Source organism: Variovorax sp. dw_954, assembly GCF_018449755.1.
GTDB lineage: Bacteria > Pseudomonadota > Gammaproteobacteria > Burkholderiales > Burkholderiaceae_C > Variovorax.
Genome location: NZ_JAAVVD010000007.1, coordinates 17,152 through 36,700 on the forward strand (window position 1 = coordinate 17,152; position 19,549 = coordinate 36,700).

Here is a 19,549-nt window from a genome sequence, read left to right on the forward strand (position 1 = left end):
GTCTCACTTGCCGGCCTCCACCTTCACCCGCCCATTCGGCACCTCCCCAAACATCTCAGGCGCATACATCGCCTCCACCCGGCTAGGCGGCAGCGCGAAGTCGCCGACGTTGTTCAACCGCACCGTGTATTCCATCTTCACCACGCCCTTCGGCAGGTACTCGTAGTAGCTGCGGAACGACTCGAAGGATCGCTCCTCGAAAGCAGCCCAACCAGCGCCGGTCTTCTTCTCGCCCTGCGTCGCAATCTGCGAGTCCCGCCCCAGCCCGCCGCCGAGGATCGTCGCGCCGCCCGGGATCGGGTCGGTGATGACGACCCAGGTCATGTCGGCGCTGGCGTTCACCTCCAGCGACACCCGCAGCACATCGCCGCGCGTGTACTGGCCCGACGTGGCTTGCTCGACCGGCGTGATGGTCTTCTTGATCGCATAGCCGGCCGCGAACGGCGCCTTCAATTGCACGGCGGCCACCGACTGCATCGTGAGCCACGGCTTGCCCGTGCCGGTCTGCGTGACCTGCAGGGAATCGCGCGTGGTCGGCGGGTTGGGCCACGGTATGAACATGCTGTTGTTGCGCAGGTTGCCCGGCGACGCGGGCGCGCCGAAGGCCGACGTCTGGTTCGGCGCGCCCCCGGCATCGCCGGTCTGGATGCGCTCGACCTTGCCCCAGTCGACTTGCGCCTTCATCGCGCCGAGCGTCGCGGCGGTGATGCCGGCGACCGGCGTGGCCTCGAACTTCTTCGAGAACTTCTCCAGCGCCAGGCCGCCCCACAGGTTGGCCGTCGTGGTGTGCCAGGCGCCGCCTTGCTGCCGCCCGATGAAGCCGTTGGCCAGCTTGCCCATGTCGTCCTTCCACTCGGGGTCGTCCATCACGGCGAGCATCAGGCGCGCGGTGTTGACGTCGCCGTTGGTCATCAGCCACCACCAGTAGTCGTCCTGCTCGGTGCTGAAGACCAGCTTGGTGCCCTGGTAGCTCAGGCGCGCTTTCAGGATGTTGTTGGCCTCCGCGATGCGCTCGTCGCGCTTGGGCACGTCCTTCACGCGTTGCAGGATCTGCAGCCAGTCGATCACGGCGCTGGTGGGCCACTGGTTGGGCGCGATGGTGATGCTGCCGAGCATGCGGGCCTGCGCCTTGCCGTAGCGCGACAAGGCTTCGAGCGCGGACAGCTTGCGCACGTCGAGGTCCTTGCGCGGGCTCCAGAACTCGCGCTGGATGCGGCCTTCGACGAAGGCGATCAAGCCGGCCTCCATTGGCGCGCGCACATCGTCGGCGATCGCGAAGGCGGGGTCGATGGCCGATGCCTCATTCGTGGCCGCCAGCAGGTAGGCCGTGAGCGTGTCGCTGCCGCGATTGCTCTCGCCATCGCGCGGCGGGAAGTAGCTCGCCAGGCCGTCGCCGTCCAGGTAGCTCGGCAGTTGCGCGAGCACGCCCTGCCACATCTTCGTGTCACGCAGGCCGACCGATTTGCTGGTTTTCTGTTCGAGGCAGGCGAAGGGGTAGCTGGCGAACCAGTCGCGCACGCCGGGCAGCCCTTCGGCGAGCCTGGGCTGCAGCGACAGGCGCAGGCCGCCGCGGCCCGGCAGTGCGTCGGCGGGCGGTGCGACGTCGAGCGTGAAAGCGCCGTCGACCTGCACCAGCGTGGCCTGCTGCACCGTGAGCGGCACGGCGGGCACGATGCGCTGGCGCACCTTCAGCGCATCCGCCGCACCGGCCAGCGTGTCCTTCGCCGAGATCTCCCACAGGATCGCTTCGGCGCGGGTCTGCGCCAGCTGCGCGGGCGCCGTCACGTTCCACGCTGCCTCGCGCGATTCCCCGGCGGGGATGTCGACCGTCTGCGCTTCCAGCGTGATCAGGGTGGCGCGCGGCGTGGTGATCACCTTCATCGGCTTCTGCGTCGTGTTGCGCAGCGTGACCTGTGCGCGGAACTGGTCGTCCTCTCGCACCAGCGGCGGCAGGCCGCTGATGATCTGCAGGTCCTGCGTTGCCTGGATGCTGGTCTGGCCGGTGCCGAAGAGGCCGGTGCCCGCGTCGGCTACGGCCACGATCCTGAAAGTCGTCAGCGCATCGTTCAGCGGCACCGTCACCTTGGCCTGACCGTTGGCGTCGAGCACGATCTTCGGGTTCCACAGCAGCAGCGTTTCCAGCAGCTCGCGCGTCTGGCCCTTGCCGCCACCGCCGCCGGCCGGCACCGCCTTGCGGCCGTAGTGCCGGCGCCCGACGATTTCCATCTGCGCGGTCGACGTGCTCACGCCCCAGCTGCGCCGCTGCAGCATCGCGTCGAGCAGGTTCCAACTGGTGTTGGGCATCAGTTCCAGCAAGGCCTGGTCGACCGCGGCCACGGCCACTTCAGCGCCGGCCGCGGGCTTGCCGTCGGGCAGCTTGCCGGTGATGGTGACCTCGGCCTTGCCGCGCACCGGGTAGCTCGGCTTGTCGGTGGCCAAGCTCACCTCGATCTGGTGCGCCTTGGTGCCCACGCGAATCTCCGCCAGGCCGAGCCGGTACGCCGGCTTGCTCAGGTCGACCAGCGCGGTCGGCGCGACGTATTCGCGGCCTTCGTACCAGTAGGCGGTCCACCACTCGCGCGGCGACTTGAAGCCCCAGGTGAAGAAGCTGTACCACGGCACCTCGCGCAGCCGGCCGCGCAGCGCCATCACGCTCACGTAGGCGTTCGGCCCCCATTCGGGCTTGACCTCCAGCGTGACGGTCGGGTCCTGCCCGTTGAGTTGCACGACGTGCGTCTCGATGACGCCTTCGCGCTCCACCGCCACCAGCGCGGTGGCGAAGCGGAACGGCATGCGCACCTGGAAGCGGGCGACTTCGCCGGGCTGGTAGCTCTTCTTCTCCGGCAGCACGTCGATGCGGTCGTTGTCCTCGCCCCCGAACCAGAGTTCGCCCTGTTTGGTCACGTAGACCGAGTTGGCCGCGAGGCTGCTGCGGCCTTCCTTGTCGCTGGCGTTGACGACCAGTTCGACGCGGCCGGGTTCGCTGAGCGACGCGTCGCACAACAGCAGTCCGCGGCTGTCGCTCTTGCCCTTGCAGACGCTGCCGAGGTCCTTGGTCTCGGTCTTGTTGTCGTAGGTGTAGAACCCGCCGACCATGCGCTTGCGGCTGCTGGTGGTAATGACGGCCGTGGCCTTGACGTCGATGGGCACGTCGGCCAGCGGCTTGCCGGCGAGATCGAGTGCGAGTGCCTGGAACTTGAGCTTCTTGTCGGTCGAGATCCAGCTCTCGGTCTTGATGCCTGCGATGACCGCGGCGGGCCACAGCGTCTGCGTGCTGCGGAGGGTCTGCACCTCGCCGTTCGGGTCGGAGTAGCTTGCTTCGAGCAGCAGTTCGCGCGGCGCCTTCGACAACGGGAGCTTGTCGACCGTGACCTTGCCGGCGCCGTTGCGGTCCAGCGTCACGGGCAGCTTGTCGGCGACCACGCGGGCGTCGTCGGAGGCAGCAGCTTCCTCGTCGGCGTTGGTGCCGGTGGTGGCCTGCTTTTGCGGTGGCGCAAAGCTGAACAATTCATAGTCGGCAAAGCTGATCGACCTGGAGCGCGCGAGGGCCGACACGCGCACTGGGAGGTTGGCCGAGCCGCCGCCGGCCACGTAGTTGACCTGCACATCCGTGGGCACCGACGTCACTGCGACGAGCGGGTTCTTGTCGGTCGGCGCAACCCGGCCTTCCAATACGGGGAGGCGGAATTCCTCGACGCGGAAGCTGCCGGTGTTGTAGCTGTTGCGGCGGCCGTCTTCGTAGTCACCGCCCTCCGGCTTGTCCTTGCCGTTGCGCAGCATTACCTCGTACACGCCGAGCTTGGCGGCGGGCGGGATGGCGAAGGTGTTCTCCGCGCTCTGCCCGCCAGTCGCGGTCCTGCGCCAGTTCAGCGCCTGCGTGAACTGCTGGCCGCTGCCGGTGTGCGTCACCACCAGCGTGTCGGGCGCGCTCTCGGGCAGGCCGAAGCCGGCGGTGTTCTGCGTGCGGATGATGTGCTTCATCGACACCGTTTCGCCGGCGCGCAGCAGCGTCCGGTCGAAGATGGTGTGGGCGATGCGGTCAGGCTCGGGATCCAGGCTGGTCGGCACGTTGAAGCGCCAGGGCTCGATGCCGCGCTGCCAGTCGCTCCAGGTGAAGGCGAGGTCTTCGGTGCCGGCTTCGTCCTTCGCGCGGGCGCTCACGAAGTACGCGCCGCCGCCGTAGTCGACATCGTCCTCACCGCCGTCGCCGGGGCACTTCGGTGCTTCGGAGGAGAGGTCCTTGAGCGTGACCAGGCCGTTGGCATCGGTGGTGCCATCGGCAAGCGCCTTGCCGTCGCAGCCCGACACGCGCACCTTCGCACCGGCGACCGGCTTGCCCTTGTCGAGCGTGGTCACCCAGGCCACGGCGTTCTCGCGTCCGAGCTTGAAATGCACGGCCAGGTTGGTCGCCAGCGCGCTGGTGCGCACGTACATCGTGCGGTCGGCGCCGTAGCGTTCGTCGAGCAGCGAGCCGCCGAGCTTCTGCGACGCGATCTCCAGCACATGGAAGCCGGGCGTCAGCGGAATGCCGACCACTTCGAACGGACGTGGGTCGCCGCCTTCGGCCTTGGGCATGTCCAGCGCCTTCACGCCGGCCTGGCCGTTGAGCAGGGACAACATGCGCGTCTGGACGCTCTCGGTATCGTCCTTGTCGATGAACTTCGGCAGCGGTCCCTTCACATCGCGCGCGGCCACCTTGCGGTTGACGGTGTAGTTGTTGTCGTAGCGGCGCACCTTGCGGAACCACGCGATGATTTCGCCGTCGGTCTGCGGGTTGAGGTCGCTCACCTTGCCCGGCGTGAGCGCCTGCAGGCGGAGGGCAGGCTCCACGTTGCGCACGGTCACCGGCATCACGGCCACGCCGCCCGGCTCGGCGAAGCGCTCGACCACGCCGAAGGGCGAGGCCGCGAACTTGGCAAGCGGTGGCATCGCGCCGGTCGCCACCTTCATCGGAAAGGTGCCGGGGGATGCCGGGGCGCGGTCCGACGCGTCCTTGAAGCCGGCCGGCAGTTCGATGGTGAAGGGCGTTTGCTCGGGGAAGGGCGCCGGGAAGCTCACCGAATCGACCAGTGCATCGGCGTTGGCATTGCCCTCGTCATCGAACTTGGGCGCGATGGACTTGCCACCGCCCTTCAATGCGATCTGTGCGGCCAGGGCGCGCGTCACCGGAGAATTGAAGGTGAGCGTCATGGGGCGCAGCGGCAGGCAGGCAGCCTGGGCGTTTTCGCGCTCGCAGGTGAATGACACCGCGAAGGGCTCGCGCACCTGGAAGGCGAAGCGGCGCTCCACCTTGTTGGCGACGCCCGAGGGCGTGGCCACGCCGGCACCGTAGACCAGTTGCACCTTGGCCGATGGCGGCAGCGTGCGGTTGCAGCGCACCGTGGCAAAGCGCAGCGGCTCCTTGGCGGCGCGCTCGGTGGCACTCATCGATTGCAGCAGGGCGGCGCGGTCGGCGTCGGCCAGTGCGACCACCGGAATGCGCTCCCCGATGCCTTCCGCCTGGCACCACATGTTGGCCAGCAGGCTCTGCGAGGTGGCGGCGCCGTTGAGTTCGAGCAGGAAGAACTGCTGCTCGTCGATGCGGCCACCACCGGGGTGCACGCTGCGCACGAAGGGCCCGCCGGTGTTGAACTGCCAGCTCGCGGCCCCGGTCAACTCCGCGCCGGAGGCGGACTTGAAGCCGGCGACCCGGGTGACGGTGCAGCGCACGCCCGGGCCCAGGTCGTTCTCGAAGTCGTAGACCCACTGCTTCTCGTTGAGCCATCGGCCCGTGCCCTTGGAGCCGGCCGCCTCGGTGCAACTCAGGGCCAGCGGCGCCGGCGCCTTGGGGTCGCCGAAGTTGACGGCGGCCTGGTCGAACCTTGCGACGAGCTGACGCACGCGGGCGACCTCGCCTTGCGGCGTGACGCCTGTGATCTGCAGCGCCTGGGCACCGAACGCGACGCCGGCCAGCACGCAGGCGGCCACGACCTTCTTCTGAATATTCAAACGGTCTCTCCTCAACGACCAAAGGACTGGCACGCCTGGTTCACAGATAGATACACTTGCGAACGAGTACCAAAGGACGCAGTGCCATGACTCCAACGCGCGGGCGCGCCGACGCCGCCATCACGCCATTCTGGTTGCGATTGCCCCGGTTTTTCCTGTTCCCTCTGCAATGGGAGCCGCTGCTGTATGCGGCGCTCCTCGCGGTGTCGAGCCTGATTGTCTTCGTCATCCCGCTGCCCTTCGTCGACATTCTGGTGGAGATCGGCATCCTGCTGGCGGCGAGCCGCTACGCCTTCACGGTCATCCACTTCAGCTCGCAAGGCTTCCTGCACACGCGCGACTTTCCGGCGCAGGGCGACCCGGACCTGGTCGGGCTGCCGTGGAAGCTGTTCGCCGTGCTGCTGGTGATGGGCGCGGTGACGGCCGCTTGCGGCATGCTGTCGAAGAACCTGGCGATCGCGGCCTACGGCTTGGCCTCGCTGGCGCTGCCAGCCATCGTGGTGGTGCTGGCGCAGACAGCCAGCGTGGGCGAGGCGCTGAACCCGGCGCAGTGGTGGGCCGTGGTGCGGGCGATGGGCTGGCCCTACCTCGCGCTGTGGGCCTTCCTGTTCTTCCTGAGCGGCGGCACGGAGATCGCGGTGCCGATGCTGGCGCCGCTGGTCAAGCCGTGGATGCTGCTGCCGCTGGTGAATTTCGCGATCGTGTACTTCAGCTGGGCCATGGCGGCGCTGCTGGGCTATGCGATGTACCAGTACCACGATGCGCTGGGCATCGATGTGCGCTTCGTGTCGCGGGCCACCCCGGCCGAGCGCGACGCGTCGGAGGAAGCACGCGCCATCGACGCCCACGTGGCCGACCTGATCGAGCACGGCGAGGCCGACATCGCACTCGGCATCGCCTACGACGCGGCGCGCGTGGCCGAGGACGATGTGTATGCGCAGCGCCGCTATCACCGCGTGCTGGCCGTGGCCGGCAAGCCGGAGGACCTGCTGCGGCACGGCAAGACCTTCATCGAGTTGCTGATGCGCGGCAAGTTCGAGTCCGAGGCGATGTCGGTCCATGCGACCTGCGTTGCCAAGGACCCGAACTTCCTCTGCGTGAACCCCGGCAACGTGGTGAGCTTCGCGCAACTGCAATGGCGCGCCGGGGATGCGCGCGCCGCGCTGGCCTTGCTCAAGGGCTTCGACAAGCGCTACGCCGGACACGCGTCGATTCCGGATGCCTACGAACTGGCCGCGCGGGTGCTCATCCAGGGCCTGGACCGGCGCGACCTGGCCAAGCCCATCCTCGATGTCATGAAGAAGCGCTACCCCAAGACGCCGCAGACCGAGGAGGTGCGCTGGCTGCTGCGCGACGACGATCCGACGACGCGCGGCGCGACCCTGGCTGGCTGAAACAAGCCCACCCCCGAATGCGCCTTCGGCGCCACGTGCGGCCGCCAGAGGCGGCTGCTCTTGCGGCCGTCCAAGCCTACGCAGGCAGGCTCGGAGCCGCGGCCCTCAGCCCCTCGAGGGGACGCACCCAGCGGCCCGGCAAAGCCGGCTCCGCGGGTGCCCTGGCATCACCCGGCGCCCACAGTCGGCGAGTCACGTTGGAAAGTGACGCTGGCCCGCGACAATACGCGTCCGGGCGGCCCGCTGTCGTGGCCGCGTCCCCCCATTCAAGCCAGTCATTCCCCATGGACAAAGAAGTCGACCCCGCGGTCATCGCGGTCATCAATGAAAAGCGCCTGACGGGCGAGAAACGCACGCCCGTGGACATCATCTCCAGGATGGGCGTGTTCGATGCGCGCGAGAAAGCGTCCGACCAGGCCTGGCTCGCATCGGGCGACAACGTCATCATCACGATCTGGGCCGAGTTCGTGAGCGTCGGCGCCGGCGGGCGCTGGTTCTACCTGGAGTCGCTGGACACGCACCACCGGCTGGGCGGCGGCGGCGAGCGGACCGCCTTGCAATCGCAACGCGCCAAGGACCGGCTGCAACTGCTCAAGCGTTCATTGGACCTGGGCCTCAGCGTGCGGGCCGTGCTGCAGACCAATCGGGTCGCCATCGCCGGCCTGGAGACCGACAAGGCCGCCAAGGTGTCGGTGCGCGTGCAGGACGAGCAGGAATGGCATGTAGCCGCGTGGGATGCCGACGAGAAGGTGGCGGTGCTGGTGCGCGGCCCGCGCGGGTGGCTGCCGAACGAAGATGAAGTGAAGGCCGCACGGGCGCGTGGCAGTGTTCCGCCCGTCGCGGTGCAGGCAGTCCCCTCCGGCGACATCACCCCGGAATCGGTGCACGCGGCCGCGATCGAATATCTGACGAAGCATTTCGCGGGCTACGGCTACAAGCCCGAGAACGTGTCCAGCCAGAAGCTGGGCTACGACATCGAAGTGACGGACAAGAAGGGCAAGACCTTGCTCAAGCTCGCGGTGAAGGGCACCGCGCCGGGGGTGAAGACGTTCAAGCTGACGGACGAGGAACGAACCTGCGCAAAGAAGGGCGATCCCTGGCGCATGGTCGTGGTCACGGATGCGATCGGGCCGGCGGCGCAGCACAAGATATACAAGCCCGAAGAGGTCGACAAGGCACCCGGGCTGGAGTTGTAGATCGGCCCACCACCGGCAGAAGGATTTACACCTTCTCGATCCAGCGCGCCGGCCATGCGCCGGACTTCACCATCTGCTGGATCAGTTCCATCGCCAGCGCAATGACCGCCGCGGCGGCCGGCGTTGAAGGGCGTGCGAAATTGGTCGCACACACCACGCGCCGCGTCATGCCTTCATCGGTGATGGTGGCGGCGCGCAGCTTTCCGGCCGCCACTTCTTCGGCGACCGAAGACATCGAAAGAATGGTGCTGCCGATGCCCGCCTCGACCGCCTTCTTCACGCTCGTCAGCGATTCGATCTCGGCGATCACGTCGAGTTCGATCGATGCCGCAGCACACGCCTGGTCGATGATGCGGCGCAGCCCGTGCTCGCGGCCGGGCAGCACCAGGGGATGGGCCGCCACCTTGGCCAGCGAGATGCGCGCAGCGGTACGCGGTCCATTGGCATGGGTCACCAGCGCCAGCCGTTCTTCCAGCAGCGCGCGCTTGGCCAGCGTGGGCTCCGACGCATCGCCGAAGAGGATCGCCAGGTCGAGCCGTCCACCTCGCAGCCATTCGCTCAGGAAGCCGCTGTAAGCCTCGACCACCTTCAGCCGAACGTGCGGCAGCCGCTCGCGGCAGGCCTTCAGCAGCGGCACCGTCACCAGCAGCGCGATGGTCGTGGGCAGGCCGATGGCGACGTCGCCGCGCGGCACGGCGTTGGCGTCGCGCACCGACAGGCGCGCACGCTCCACGTCGGCCAGCACCACGCGTGCATGTTCCAGGAAGACGCGCCCGGCCTCGGTCAGCGCCATGCCGCGGCTGGAACGCTCGAACAGCTTGCCGCCCACTTCATGTTCCAGCGCCGCAATCTGCTGGCCGAGCGCAGGCTGCGCCACATGCAGCCGGCTGGCCGCCTGCAACAGGCTGCCGGCCTCGCAAACCCCGACGAAGTAGCGCAGCTGGCGCAGTTCCATGGCTATGTGTTCCTCGTCTAGCGCGTAGGCTGACAATGTATTTCACAAATAGCGCCACGCCAACCAGAATTGACGGCCACAAGAACACATCGGAGACCCTGGATGACCATCGACATCGAACACCTGCGCAGCTGGATCGGCCGCACCGAATCACGCACCGACATCGCCACGGCGGCGCCGGTGCAGGGGCTCTCCGCCACGCTGGACCGCGACGACGCGGCGCCGCATGCGGGCGACCCGGTGCCGCCGTGCTGGCACTGGCTGTACTTCCTGCCGATGCAGCGGCAATCGGAGATCGGGGTCGACGGCCATCCGAAGCGTGGCGGCTTCCTGCCGCCGGTGCCATTGCCGCGTCGCATGTGGGCGGGCAGCCGCATCGACTTCCTGCGCCCGCTGGCGGTAGGCAGCAGCATCCGGCGCGATTCGCGCATCGCCGATGTGAGCGGCAAGGAAGGGCGCAGCGGCTCGCTGGTGTTCGTGCGCGCGCACCACGAGATCTCCGACGAGCAAGGCGTGGCGATCGTCGAGGAGCACGACATCGTCTACCGCGACAACCCGAAGCCCGGCGACCCGGTGCCGCCCGTTCAGGCCGCGCCCGCAGAACACGAGTGGGTGCGCACCATCCAGCCCGACGACGTGCTGCTGTTCCGCTATTCGGCGCTGACCTTCAACGGCCATCGCATCCACTACGACCGCCGCTATGTCACCGAAGTCGAAGGCTATCCGGGCCTCATCGTGCACGGCCCGCTGATCGCGACGCTGCTGCTCGACCTGCTGCGCCGCAACCTGCCCGACGCCACGGTGGCCCGCTTCACCTTCCGGGCCGTGAAGCCGACCTTCGACCTCACGCCCTTCCAGGTCTGCGGCCGCCGCAGCGAAGACGGCCGCACCGTGCAGCTCTGGGCCCAGCACACCGATGGCGCGCTGGCGATGGAAGCCAGCGCGACCCTCGCCTGAACATCAATGAACAACATTCAAGGAGACGATTCATGTTGAACGAAGCCGACGAGCACCAGGAAATCCGCGATGCCGTGCGCCACCTGTGCTCGCAGTTCCTCGACGAATACTTCCGCAAGGTCGACGCGCAGCGCGCCTACCCCGAGAAGTTCGTCGACGCCCTGATGGAAGCCGGCTGGCTCGCCGCCATGATCCCGGAGGAATACGGCGGCACCGGCCTGGGACTGACCGCCGCGACCGTGATCATGGAAGAGATCAACCGCAGCGGCGGCAACTCCGGCGCCGTGCACGGCCAGATGTACAACATGGGCACGCTGCTGCGCAACGGCAGCAAGGCGCAGAAGGACAGGTACCTGCCGCCCATCGCCGCGGGCAAGCTGCGCATCCAGTCCATGGCCGTCACCGAGCCGACTACCGGCACCGACACCACCAAGATCAAGACCACCGCCGTGAAGAAGGACGGCCGCTACGTCGTCAACGGCCAGAAGGTCTGGATCTCGCGCGTGCAGCATTCCGACCTGATGATCCTGCTGGCCCGCACCACGCCGCTGGCCGAGGTCAAGAAGAAGTCCGAAGGCATGTCGATCTTCATCGTCGACCTGAAGCACGCCATCGGCAACGGCATGAGCGTGCGGCCCATTCCCAACCTCGTGAACCACGAGACGAACGAGCTGTTCTTCGACAACCTCGAGATCCCCGAGGAGAACCTCATCGGCGAGGAAGGCAGGGGCTTCAAGTACATCCTCGACGGCCTGAACGCCGAGCGCACGCTGATCGCGGCCGAGTGCATCGGTGACGGCTACTGGTTCATCGACCGGGCCACCAAGTACGCCAACGAACGCATCGTGTTCGACCGGCCCATCGGCAAGAACCAGGGCGTGCAGTTCCCGATCGCGGACGCGTTCATCGAGATCGAGGCGGCCAACCTCATGCGCTTCAGGGCGGCCGAACTGTTCGACGCCAACCAGCCCTGTGGCGCGCAAGCCAACATGGCGAAGTACCTCGCTGCCAAGGCCTCGTGGGAGGCGGCCAACGTCTGCATGCAGACGCATGGCGGCTTCGGCTTCGCCAACGAATACGACATCGAGCGCAAGTTCCGCGAGACGCGCCTGTACCAGGTCGCGCCGATCTCGACCAACCTGATCTTTTCGTACGTGGCCGAGCACCTGCTGGGCCTGCCGCGATCCTTCTGATGAACCCGACCATGCGACCCCTCGACGGGATCACCGTCGTCACGCTGGAGCACGCCATCGCGGCGCCCTTCTGCACGCGGCAACTGGCCGACCTCGGCGCGCGCGTCATCAAGGTCGAGCGGCCCGGCAGCGGCGATTTCGCGCGCGCCTATGACGAGCGCGTGCGCGGCATGGCATCGCACTTCGTCTGGACCAACCGCTCCAAGGAAAGCCTCACGCTCGATGTCAAGCAGCCGCAGGCCAAGGATGTGCTGGCCAGGCTGATCGACGGCGCGGATGTGCTGGTGCAGAACCTGGCCCCGGGTGCGGCGGCGCGCCTCGGCCTGTCGTACGAGGCCCTGTGCGAGAAGCACCCGCGGCTCATCGTCTGCGACATCTCGGGCTACGGCGACGACCCCCGGAACAAGGGCCCGTACCGCGACAAGAAAGCCTATGACCTGCTGATCCAGAGCGAGTCGGGCTTCCTGTCGATCACCGGCTCGCCGGACGAGCCCGCGAAGGCCGGCTGTTCCATCGCCGATATCGCGGCGGGCATGTACGCCTACACCAACATCCTGTCGGCGCTCATCCAGCGTGGCCGAACCGGCCAGGGCTGCCGCATCGACGTCTCGATGCTGGAAAGCATGGTCGAGTGGATGGGCTACCCGCTCTACTACGCCTTCGACGGCGCGGCGCCGCCGCCGCGCGCCGGTGCCGCGCACGCGACCATCTTTCCCTACGGCCCGTTCCCGACTGGGGACGGCAAGACCGTGATGCTGGGCCTGCAGAACGAGCGCGAGTGGGAGGCCTTCTGCCGCGTCGTGCTGCAACAGCCGGAACTCGCAACGGACGAACGATTCGCGTCGAACTCGAAGCGCACGGCGGCAAGGCAGGCACTGCGTGCCCTCATCGTGGAGACTTTTGCGCCGCTCAGCGCCGAGCAGGTGATTGCGCGCCTCGACGAGGCGCAGATCGCCAACGCACACATGAACGACATGCGGGACGTGTGGAACCATGCCCAGCTGCAGGCGCGTGGACGCTGGACCCAGGTAGAGACGCCGACAGGACCAGTTCCTTCGCTGCTGCCGCCCGGCCAGAGCGAAGCCTTTTCGCCGCGCATGGACGCCGTGCCCGCACTCGGTCAACACACCGCATCGATCCTCGCGGAACTGGGCTTCAGTCCGGACGCGATCGAGACGATGCGAAGCGCCAAAGCCATCTAGGAGAACGGGTGACATCCATGAATCACCTGAAACGCTGCGCCCAGGCGCGCAGCCTGCTGTTCGTGCCGGGCAACCGGCCGGAGCGTTTCCAGAAGGCCGCGCGCAGCGGCGCCGACGCCGTCGTCCTGGACCTGGAGGACAGCGTACCTGCCGCGGACAAGGCGTCGGCTCGCGCCGCCATCGAACGCGAGTGGGCGCTGCTGCAGGACTGCGACGTGCCATGGGTCGTACGCATCAACCCATCCGACACGGCAGCGGGTGAAGACGACCTGGCATGGTTGAAGGGATTGCGCCCGGCGCCTGCCGCCGTCATGGTGCCCAAGGCCGAATCGCCACAGGTGCTCGCTGGCGTGCATGCGCGCCTGGACGGCATCGCCACATTGCCGATCATCGAGAGCGCGGCAGGCTATGCCGCCCTTCCTTCACTGGCCGCCGCGGCCGGTGTGCTGAGGGTCGCGGTCGGGCACATCGACTTCATGGCCGATACCGGCATCCAGTGCGACGACTCGGAAAGCGAACTCGCGCCGCTGCGCTTCGCGGTCGCCATCGCCACGCGCTTGAACCGTCTTGCACCCGCCATCGACGGCGTGACGGTGCAGATCGACGACGAAGCCCGGTTGCGCGCCGATGCCCGGCGCGCACTGCGCTACGGCTTCGGCGGCAAGCTCTGCATCCACCCGCGCCAGGTGGCCGTGCTCCACCAGGCGCTGGCCCCGACGGAGGAGGAACTGGAATGGGCACGCCGCGTGATCGCCGCCGATGCCGCGGCAGAGGGAGCGGCCGTGCAACTGGATGGCCACATGGTGGATCTGCCGGTCGTGCTGCAGGCGCGCCGCACCATGGCGCGGGCTGCGGACTCCAGCAGCGCCGGGTCCTGACCCACAGGGAGCCCGCCCCTCTTGTCGAGGTCGGTGGCCCGGTTCAGCCCGAGTCCTTGTCCGAGACCGCCGGCCAGGCCCAGTTCGCGCCCTATACGATCCGGGCATGACAACCATCCAGTCCCGGCGCAAGCTGATCGTGATCGTCCTGCTGTGCGTGGCCGTGGGAGGTGCGCTGCTGCGGCAGTTCGCGGCGCAGGGTTCGATGCTGCGCGACATCGGGACCTTGCTGATGCTGCTGTGGCTGCCGATCGTCGGCAACATCATCGGGTGGTTGATTGCCCGCATGCGCCGTCCACCCGCGCCCGAGCCGCAGACCTTCGGCGGGCCCGAGACCTTCCATGCGCATGCGCGGGTCGATCTCACCTTGCGCGCCGCATCGGTGCCCAGCGAGGACGTGCCGGTGGCAGTCGGCGAGCACCGTTGCGCACTCGTCGTCGGCAACGACGGCTTCTCCGCACGCTGGTTCGTCCGCCCCGGCGAGACCGTGCGGCGCGGCAAGTCGCATCCCGTGCAGATCGAGTTCCTGGCACCGGCCCTGGCATTGCCGAGGTTCCAGCGAGATGCGGTTTTCCGGATGCTGGTGGGCGGCGCGTTCATCGGCGACGGCCAGGTGCGCGAACTGCCCGGGTTGCCGGAGCCCGCAGGCCAGGCGTGAGCCGAGCCGTCGCCTACTGCATCTGCTTCAGGTTCCCGATGCGCACGAGCATCTCGGTGAACATCTGCATGTCGGCGTCCAGGTCGGCCACTTCCTTGAATTCCTTGGCGTTGTGCGCCGTGTATTTCTTGCCGGGCATGGCCGGGCCGAAGTTGATGGCATTGGGCATCAGCTTGGCCGTGGTGCTGCCGGCGGTGGGCACGGGATTGGCCTCGAGGCCGGTGGTGTCGCCGAAGATGTTGAGCAGCGTGGAGAGCCACGCACCCTTGGGGTCGCGCGCCATCCAGTCGCCCTGGTTGTAGTCGATGGTGAGCTTCGCGGTGTTGGTCGCGGCCCAGGCGTCGACCTTGGCGGTGACGGCCTTCTGGAGTTCCTCGGGCGTGCGCCCGCGCGGCATGCGCACGTTGGCCGTGACTTCGAGCTTGCCGTCGTTCTCGCGGATGAGGTTGGGCGAGAAGGTCAAGGGGCCCATGAAGTCGTCCTTGTAGCCGAGGCCCATCTTCTCGCCGAGGTAGCCGGTGCCGTAGAGGTCGACCAGGTACTTCGCCGCCTTCGCGTAGTGGTTGTTCGTCAGCGGCACGCCGGACTCCTGCAGGAACAACGCCAGGCGTGGCAGCGGGTTCACGCCTTCCTCGGGACGCGAGCCGTGGGCGGAGACACCGGTGACCTTCACGTCCACGCTGTCGGCACCCTGCGCGACATCGATCGCGAACTTGCCGCCCTGGCTTTCGTATTTCTGGATGAAGGCGGCCTTGGCGGCGTTCAGTTTCGCGGCGACGGTCGCCAGGTCGCCGCCCTTCAGCTTCGCGGTCGCGGTCTGCGGGACCGTGTTGGCGATCGCCGCGCCGGCCATGGCAACGATCGTGGTCGTCGTGCCGTCGGTGGGCTCGGCCGGGAAGAACACCTTCAACGCACCGGTGCCCTTCTCAGCCACCACGGCCGGGTACTTGCTGTCGAGCACGATGTTGTAGTCGGGCAGCGGATTCCTGGCGCGGTAGTACTTCATCGCGCTGCCATCGCCTTCCTCGGTGGTCTCGATCATGAGGCGGATGGTGCGATCCAGCGGCAGGCCGCTGTCCTTCACGGTCTTCATCGCGAACAGCACGGCCGCGATCGAGCCCTTGTCGTCGATGGTGCCGCGGCCATAGAGGTAGTCGCCCACGCGCGTGAGCTTGAAGGGGTCGAGCCTGGTGCCGTCGTCCAGCACCCATTCGTCGGCCACGACCGGCACCACGTCGGCGTGCGTGAGGATGCCGAACTCCCCGCCGGCTGAAGCCGTGTTGGCGGGCAGCTTGACTTCGAAGATGCGGTTGTCGACGTTGCGGAACTGCAGGTCGAAGTCACGGGCCATGCCTTCGACCAGGGTGCCGAACTCGATGATGGCCTTGCTCTCGTGCGGCGGGATCTTGTCGTCGCGCACCGTCGGGATCGCGACCATGCGCGCCGTGGCGGCAATCACCGCGTCGTGGTTGCGCAGCCGGTTGTAGAGCCCGAGCAGGCGGCCGATGTTCGTGAGGTCGTCACCGGCGAGCGGGGCCTTCTTGCGGTACGCATCGACGGCAGGCTGGAGGGACGGGTCGGCCTTGGCTGCCGCGTCGAGGAATGCGTTGAAGTCGGTCGAAGGCGAGGCTTGTTGCGAGGCGGCGAGCTTGTCGAGCCCGGGCTTCTTGATCGTGTCGGCCATCGTTGCCGAGGCCGCGAGCGCCAGCGCAAGGCCGAGTGGGAGGAGGGCGATTTGCTTCATGACGATGCTCCGCTGAATGTTTTAGTCGCAATGATGCATCCAGAACCAGGGCCGCACGTCGCACCTGCCTTGGTGCCCTGTAACTGGCCAATGCCGCACTCAAGCGACGAGCATGCGGGTCACCGGATGGGCCGGCGCCAGCTTCTGCAATTGCGGCAGCCAGTTCAGCGCCTGTTCGCGCTGGCCGGCGTGCCATTCGCAAGAGGCGACCATGGTCAGCGCCTCCACGGTCGCGCCGTCATCCGGCGCACTGGACAACAGCGCCTGGCACAGCCGGCGCGCATCGTCCATGTGTCCGCCGCGGGCAAAGCGTACCGCCAGCCGGCCCATGTCGCGCGGTTTCAGCCGCACCGACGGTTTGGCCTGGTCGAGGTAGACCTTGTAGCTCTCGTGCTGGAATTCGACCGCGGCCTCGCTGCCGTCCTTCAAGCGGAAGATCTGCTTGGCCGCGCGGTGGAAGGCGTTGCTCGAAGGATGCAGGCGCGCGGTGTTGAAGAACGCGCGCAGCGTGGGCTGGTCTTCCGGCCTCAGCCTGGCAGCGGCTGCCCATTCGACGGCAGCGCGGTCGAACTGCAGCCGCGCGCTGAACTGCGTGGCACGCTCGACGTGGTCATGGAACGGATCTGGCGGCGCCACCGGCGCCACCACCGGCTTGCTGCGCCGCGCCGCCGGCCACAGCAGCATCAACAACGTGCCGGTGAGCAATCCGCCGAGGTGGGTCATGTAGCCGACACCGGTGTGGCCGGTAACGTGCTGCACGAACTCGTTGACCATCCAGATCGGCAGCAGGATCAGCGCCGGCGCGGTGATGTAGTTGAAGTAGAAGAAGAACTGGTAGAAGAACCGGATGCGGCGCAGCTTGTAGATCAGCGCATACATCGCCATCAAGGCCGCGATCGCGCCCGAGGCGCCCAATCCGTAGCCGCCGCGCCCGCCATAGGCCCACATCGCCATGGCCGAGGCGCCCAGCGCGCCCAGCACATAGAAGCCCAGGTAGGTGGCGCGGCCCAGCGCCAGTTCGACGGTGAAGCCGAACAGGAACAGGAACACCATGTTGCCGATGAGATGGCTGGCGCTGGCGTGCAGGAAGGCCGATGTCAGCCAGGTGAGCGGTTGCGGCGCCGCGCCATCGGCGAAATCCAGTGACCAGCGGTCGGTGAAGGGCGCGGGCAGCATGCGTTCGTAGTCCGCGCGCAGGGCCTTCCATTCGTCATGGCGCGGGTCGTCCGCGAGGATGACCTTGTCGGCGCGAAGCCGCGTCTCGAACTTGCGCTCCGTGTGCATCAACTGCACCAGTTCGCCGCGCTGTTCCCCGCGGCGCAACACCTCGCGCGCCTGCTTCGCGAAGCGGCTGCCGGTCTGCTCCAGGTGAGTGACGAAGGGCGGAAGCTCCCAGTCGGCCAGCGGTGTGGAGAGGTAGTAGGCGGTGGCGCGCTGCTCGGCTTTCTCCTGCGTGCGTTGCGGGCCGAAGAAGATCGCAACGTTGACGAGGATCAACAGCAGCGTGAGCCATGGCGGGTTGCGCCAGGTCGGCTTGCTTTCGAGGGGGATTGCATAGAACACAGCAGGAGCGTAGCCGAAACCGCGCCGCTATCTAACAATCTGTGACAGTTCTGCGACGTGCGTTTTTTGGCAGTCTTGCCGTGTTCCGGTGGCTCTGAGGATACCGGGGCGCTTGGAGTGTCGCGATGAAGCCCGACCGTGCCCAGGCCGAGGGGCGGCGGGTAGCCCCTGCAGCGAAATAAAGGAGGAGGCCGCAGGCCGGGGGACATTCGCGGAAGGGGCTACCCGTCGCCCCTCGGCCCACCCCTGCAACCGCCGTCAGCCGATCCGCACCGGCACGAAGATCTTGTCGTCCCCGCGCTGCACCAGCAAGGCCACCGACTTCGGCGACTTGCTCATCACGTCCTTGACCTGGTCCACGCTGCGCACCGGCGTGCCGTTGACCGCCAGCAGCACGTCGCCGGCCTGCACGCCAGCCATGGCAGCCGGTCCGCGCGCGGCCTCGACCACCAGGCCGTTGTCGACCCCGGCTTCGCGCCGCTCGTCCGGCTGCAGGGGGCGCAATGCGAGGCCCAGCTTGCCCTGGTCGGCCGCATCCTTCGTGCTCGCGACCTTCTCGGCCTTGTCGTTGGCATTGCCGAGCCTGGCCGTGATCGTCTCGGCGCTGCCCTTGCGCCAGATGTCGAGTTGCACCTTCGAGCCCGGCATCGCCATGCTGATCACCGCCGGCAGGTCGCCCGAGGAGACGATCGGCTTGCCGTCGACCTTGCGGATCACGTCCCCTGTCTGCAGGCCGGCCTGGTCGGCGGGCCCACCCTTCTCGACGTTCGCGATCAGCGCGCCTTCAGGCTTGTCGAGATTGAAGGAATCGGCCAGCGTCTGGTTGACCTCCTGCACCGACACGCCCAGCCGCGCATGCTCGACCTTGCCCGTCGCGGCGATCTGCTTCTCGATCTTGCTGGCCAGGTCGATCGGGATCGCGAAGGACACGCCCTGGTAGCCGCCGGTGCGGCTGTAGATCTGCGAGTTGATGCCCACGACCTCGCCGCGCGCATTGAACAGCGGGCCGCCCGAGTTGCCGGGATTCACCGCCGCGTCGGTCTGGATGAAGGGCACCGCGCTGTCATCCGGCAGCGAGCGGCCCTTGGCGCTCACCACGCCGGCCGTCACCGTGTTCTCGAAGCCGAAGGGCGAGCCGATGGCCAGCACCCATTCGCCGACCTTCAGGTCCTCGACACTGCCGAGCTTGACCACCGGCAGGTTCCTGGCCTCGACCTTGAGCACCGCGATGTCGGTCTTGGGGTCGGCGCCCAGCACCTTGGCCTTGAGTTCGCGCCGGTCGGTGAGCTTGACCGTCACCTCTTTGGCGCCCTTCACCACGTGCGCATTGGTCAGGATGATGCCGTCCGCGCTCACGATGAAGCCGGAGCCCTGGCCGCGCACGGTCTGGCCCTCGGGCTGCGAGGGCGCGCCACGCTGGCCGCGCCTGCCGGGTTGCTGCATGCCCGGCACGCCGAAGCGCTTGAAGAACTCGCCGAACGGATCGCCATCGGCAAACGGGTTGCCGTCGTCGCTGCTCGCCGTTTCGTCGGCGGTGCGCGTGCCGACCACGCTGATGTTCACCACCGCCGGGCCGTTCTGCGCGGTGATCTGCGAGAAGTCGGGCAACGCCACCGGAATGCCGGTGGTGGTGGTCGCCGTGGCCACCGGTGGCGTTGCCGCAATGGCGTGGGTCCCTTCGAGCGCCGAGACGCTGGCGCCGCCGATGACGCCCGCCGTCACGAGTGCCAGCATCAGGCGGGTAGGGGTGAGGGATTCGAGTCGCATGGGGTCAGTCCTTGTGAAGTGGATGACGCAATGTTGGAGAGGCTGGCTTAGAAG

The 19,549-nt window shown here is 67.6% G+C and carries 12 protein-coding genes; 7 read left to right on the forward strand and 5 right to left on the reverse strand.

What is annotated here, in order from left to right:
- Positions 1–3: 3 nt before the first annotated feature.
- Positions 4–5,982, reverse strand: coding sequence for an MG2 domain-containing protein (locus HB681_RS12995; protein WP_345944678.1), 5,979 nt, complete (start codon positions 5,980–5,982; stop codon positions 4–6).
- A gap of 92 nt (positions 5,983–6,074) precedes the next feature.
- On the opposite strand from HB681_RS12995, the gene HB681_RS13000 reads away from it, so the two are divergent.
- Both HB681_RS13000 and HB681_RS13005 read left to right on the forward strand, forming a co-directional pair.
- Positions 6,075–7,382, forward strand: coding sequence for a hypothetical protein (locus tag HB681_RS13000; RefSeq protein WP_213955250.1), 1,308 nt, complete (start codon positions 6,075–6,077; stop codon positions 7,380–7,382).
- A gap of 284 nt (positions 7,383–7,666) precedes the next feature.
- A complete protein-coding gene (locus HB681_RS13005; RefSeq protein ID WP_213955251.1) occupies positions 7,667–8,578 on the forward strand; it encodes a DUF3883 domain-containing protein in 912 nt (303 codons plus the stop codon).
- Positions 8,579–8,603: 25 nt separating this feature from the next.
- Here the strand turns inward: HB681_RS13005 and HB681_RS13010 are convergent, their stop codons facing one another.
- Entirely contained in the window at positions 8,604–9,533 is a 930-nt protein-coding gene (locus HB681_RS13010; protein ID WP_213955252.1) for a LysR substrate-binding domain-containing protein, read from the reverse strand.
- 102 nt (positions 9,534–9,635) lie between these two features.
- Between HB681_RS13010 and HB681_RS13015 the strand changes: the two genes are divergently transcribed.
- The 5 genes from HB681_RS13015 to HB681_RS13035 all read left to right on the forward strand — a co-directional run bounded on the left by HB681_RS13015 (position 9,636) and on the right by HB681_RS13035 (position 14,421).
- On the forward strand, positions 9,636–10,490 hold the full coding sequence (locus HB681_RS13015) for a MaoC family dehydratase N-terminal domain-containing protein (RefSeq protein ID WP_213955253.1): 855 nt from the start codon (positions 9,636–9,638) through the stop codon (positions 10,488–10,490).
- Between the two features lie 32 nt (positions 10,491–10,522).
- Positions 10,523–11,683, forward strand: a complete 1,161-nt coding sequence (locus tag HB681_RS13020) for an acyl-CoA dehydrogenase family protein (protein ID WP_213955254.1) — start codon at positions 10,523–10,525, stop codon at positions 11,681–11,683.
- A gap of 11 nt (positions 11,684–11,694) precedes the next feature.
- Positions 11,695–12,885: a CaiB/BaiF CoA-transferase family protein gene (locus HB681_RS13025; RefSeq protein WP_213955465.1), complete on the forward strand. Its 1,191-nt coding sequence runs from the start codon at positions 11,695–11,697 to the stop codon at positions 12,883–12,885.
- A gap of 17 nt (positions 12,886–12,902) precedes the next feature.
- Positions 12,903–13,763, forward strand: a complete 861-nt coding sequence (locus tag HB681_RS13030) for a CoA ester lyase (protein ID WP_213955255.1) — start codon at positions 12,903–12,905, stop codon at positions 13,761–13,763.
- Positions 13,764–13,869: 106 nt separating this feature from the next.
- Positions 13,870–14,421, forward strand: a complete 552-nt coding sequence (locus tag HB681_RS13035) for a hypothetical protein (RefSeq protein WP_213955256.1) — start codon at positions 13,870–13,872, stop codon at positions 14,419–14,421.
- A gap of 13 nt (positions 14,422–14,434) precedes the next feature.
- On the opposite strand, the gene HB681_RS13040 is transcribed toward HB681_RS13035, so the two are convergent.
- From HB681_RS13040 to HB681_RS13050, 3 genes are all read right to left on the reverse strand, one after another.
- The gene (locus HB681_RS13040) at positions 14,435–16,165 is read right to left on the reverse strand and encodes a dipeptidase (RefSeq protein WP_213955257.1); all 1,731 of its coding nucleotides are present in this window, start codon (positions 16,163–16,165) and stop codon (positions 14,435–14,437) included.
- Positions 16,166–16,264: 99 nt separating this feature from the next.
- Positions 16,265–17,728: a rhomboid family intramembrane serine protease gene (locus tag HB681_RS13045; protein ID WP_213955258.1), complete on the reverse strand. Its 1,464-nt coding sequence runs from the start codon at positions 17,726–17,728 to the stop codon at positions 16,265–16,267.
- A 258-nt stretch (positions 17,729–17,986) separates the two neighbouring features.
- Positions 17,987–19,495: a DegQ family serine endoprotease gene (locus tag HB681_RS13050; protein WP_213955259.1), complete on the reverse strand. Its 1,509-nt coding sequence runs from the start codon at positions 19,493–19,495 to the stop codon at positions 17,987–17,989.
- Positions 19,496–19,549: the final 54 nt, after the last annotated feature.

Coding starts and splice junctions, on each gene's coding strand:
- HB681_RS13000 (WP_213955250.1), top strand. CDS start 6,075: ATGACTCCAACGCGCGGGCGCGCCGACGCCGCCATCACGCCATTCTGG.
- HB681_RS13005 (WP_213955251.1), top strand. CDS start 7,667: ATGGACAAAGAAGTCGACCCCGCGGTCATCGCGGTCATCAATGAAAAG.
- HB681_RS13010 (WP_213955252.1), bottom strand. CDS start 9,533: ATGGAACTGCGCCAGCTGCGCTACTTCGTCGGGGTTTGCGAGGCCGGC.
- HB681_RS13015 (WP_213955253.1), top strand. CDS start 9,636: ATGACCATCGACATCGAACACCTGCGCAGCTGGATCGGCCGCACCGAA.
- HB681_RS13020 (WP_213955254.1), top strand. CDS start 10,523: ATGTTGAACGAAGCCGACGAGCACCAGGAAATCCGCGATGCCGTGCGC.
- HB681_RS13025 (WP_213955465.1), top strand. CDS start 11,695: ATGCGACCCCTCGACGGGATCACCGTCGTCACGCTGGAGCACGCCATC.
- HB681_RS13030 (WP_213955255.1), top strand. CDS start 12,903: ATGAATCACCTGAAACGCTGCGCCCAGGCGCGCAGCCTGCTGTTCGTG.
- HB681_RS13035 (WP_213955256.1), top strand. CDS start 13,870: ATGACAACCATCCAGTCCCGGCGCAAGCTGATCGTGATCGTCCTGCTG.
- HB681_RS13040 (WP_213955257.1), bottom strand. CDS start 16,165: ATGAAGCAAATCGCCCTCCTCCCACTCGGCCTTGCGCTGGCGCTCGCG.
- HB681_RS13050 (WP_213955259.1), bottom strand. CDS start 19,495: ATGCGACTCGAATCCCTCACCCCTACCCGCCTGATGCTGGCACTCGTG.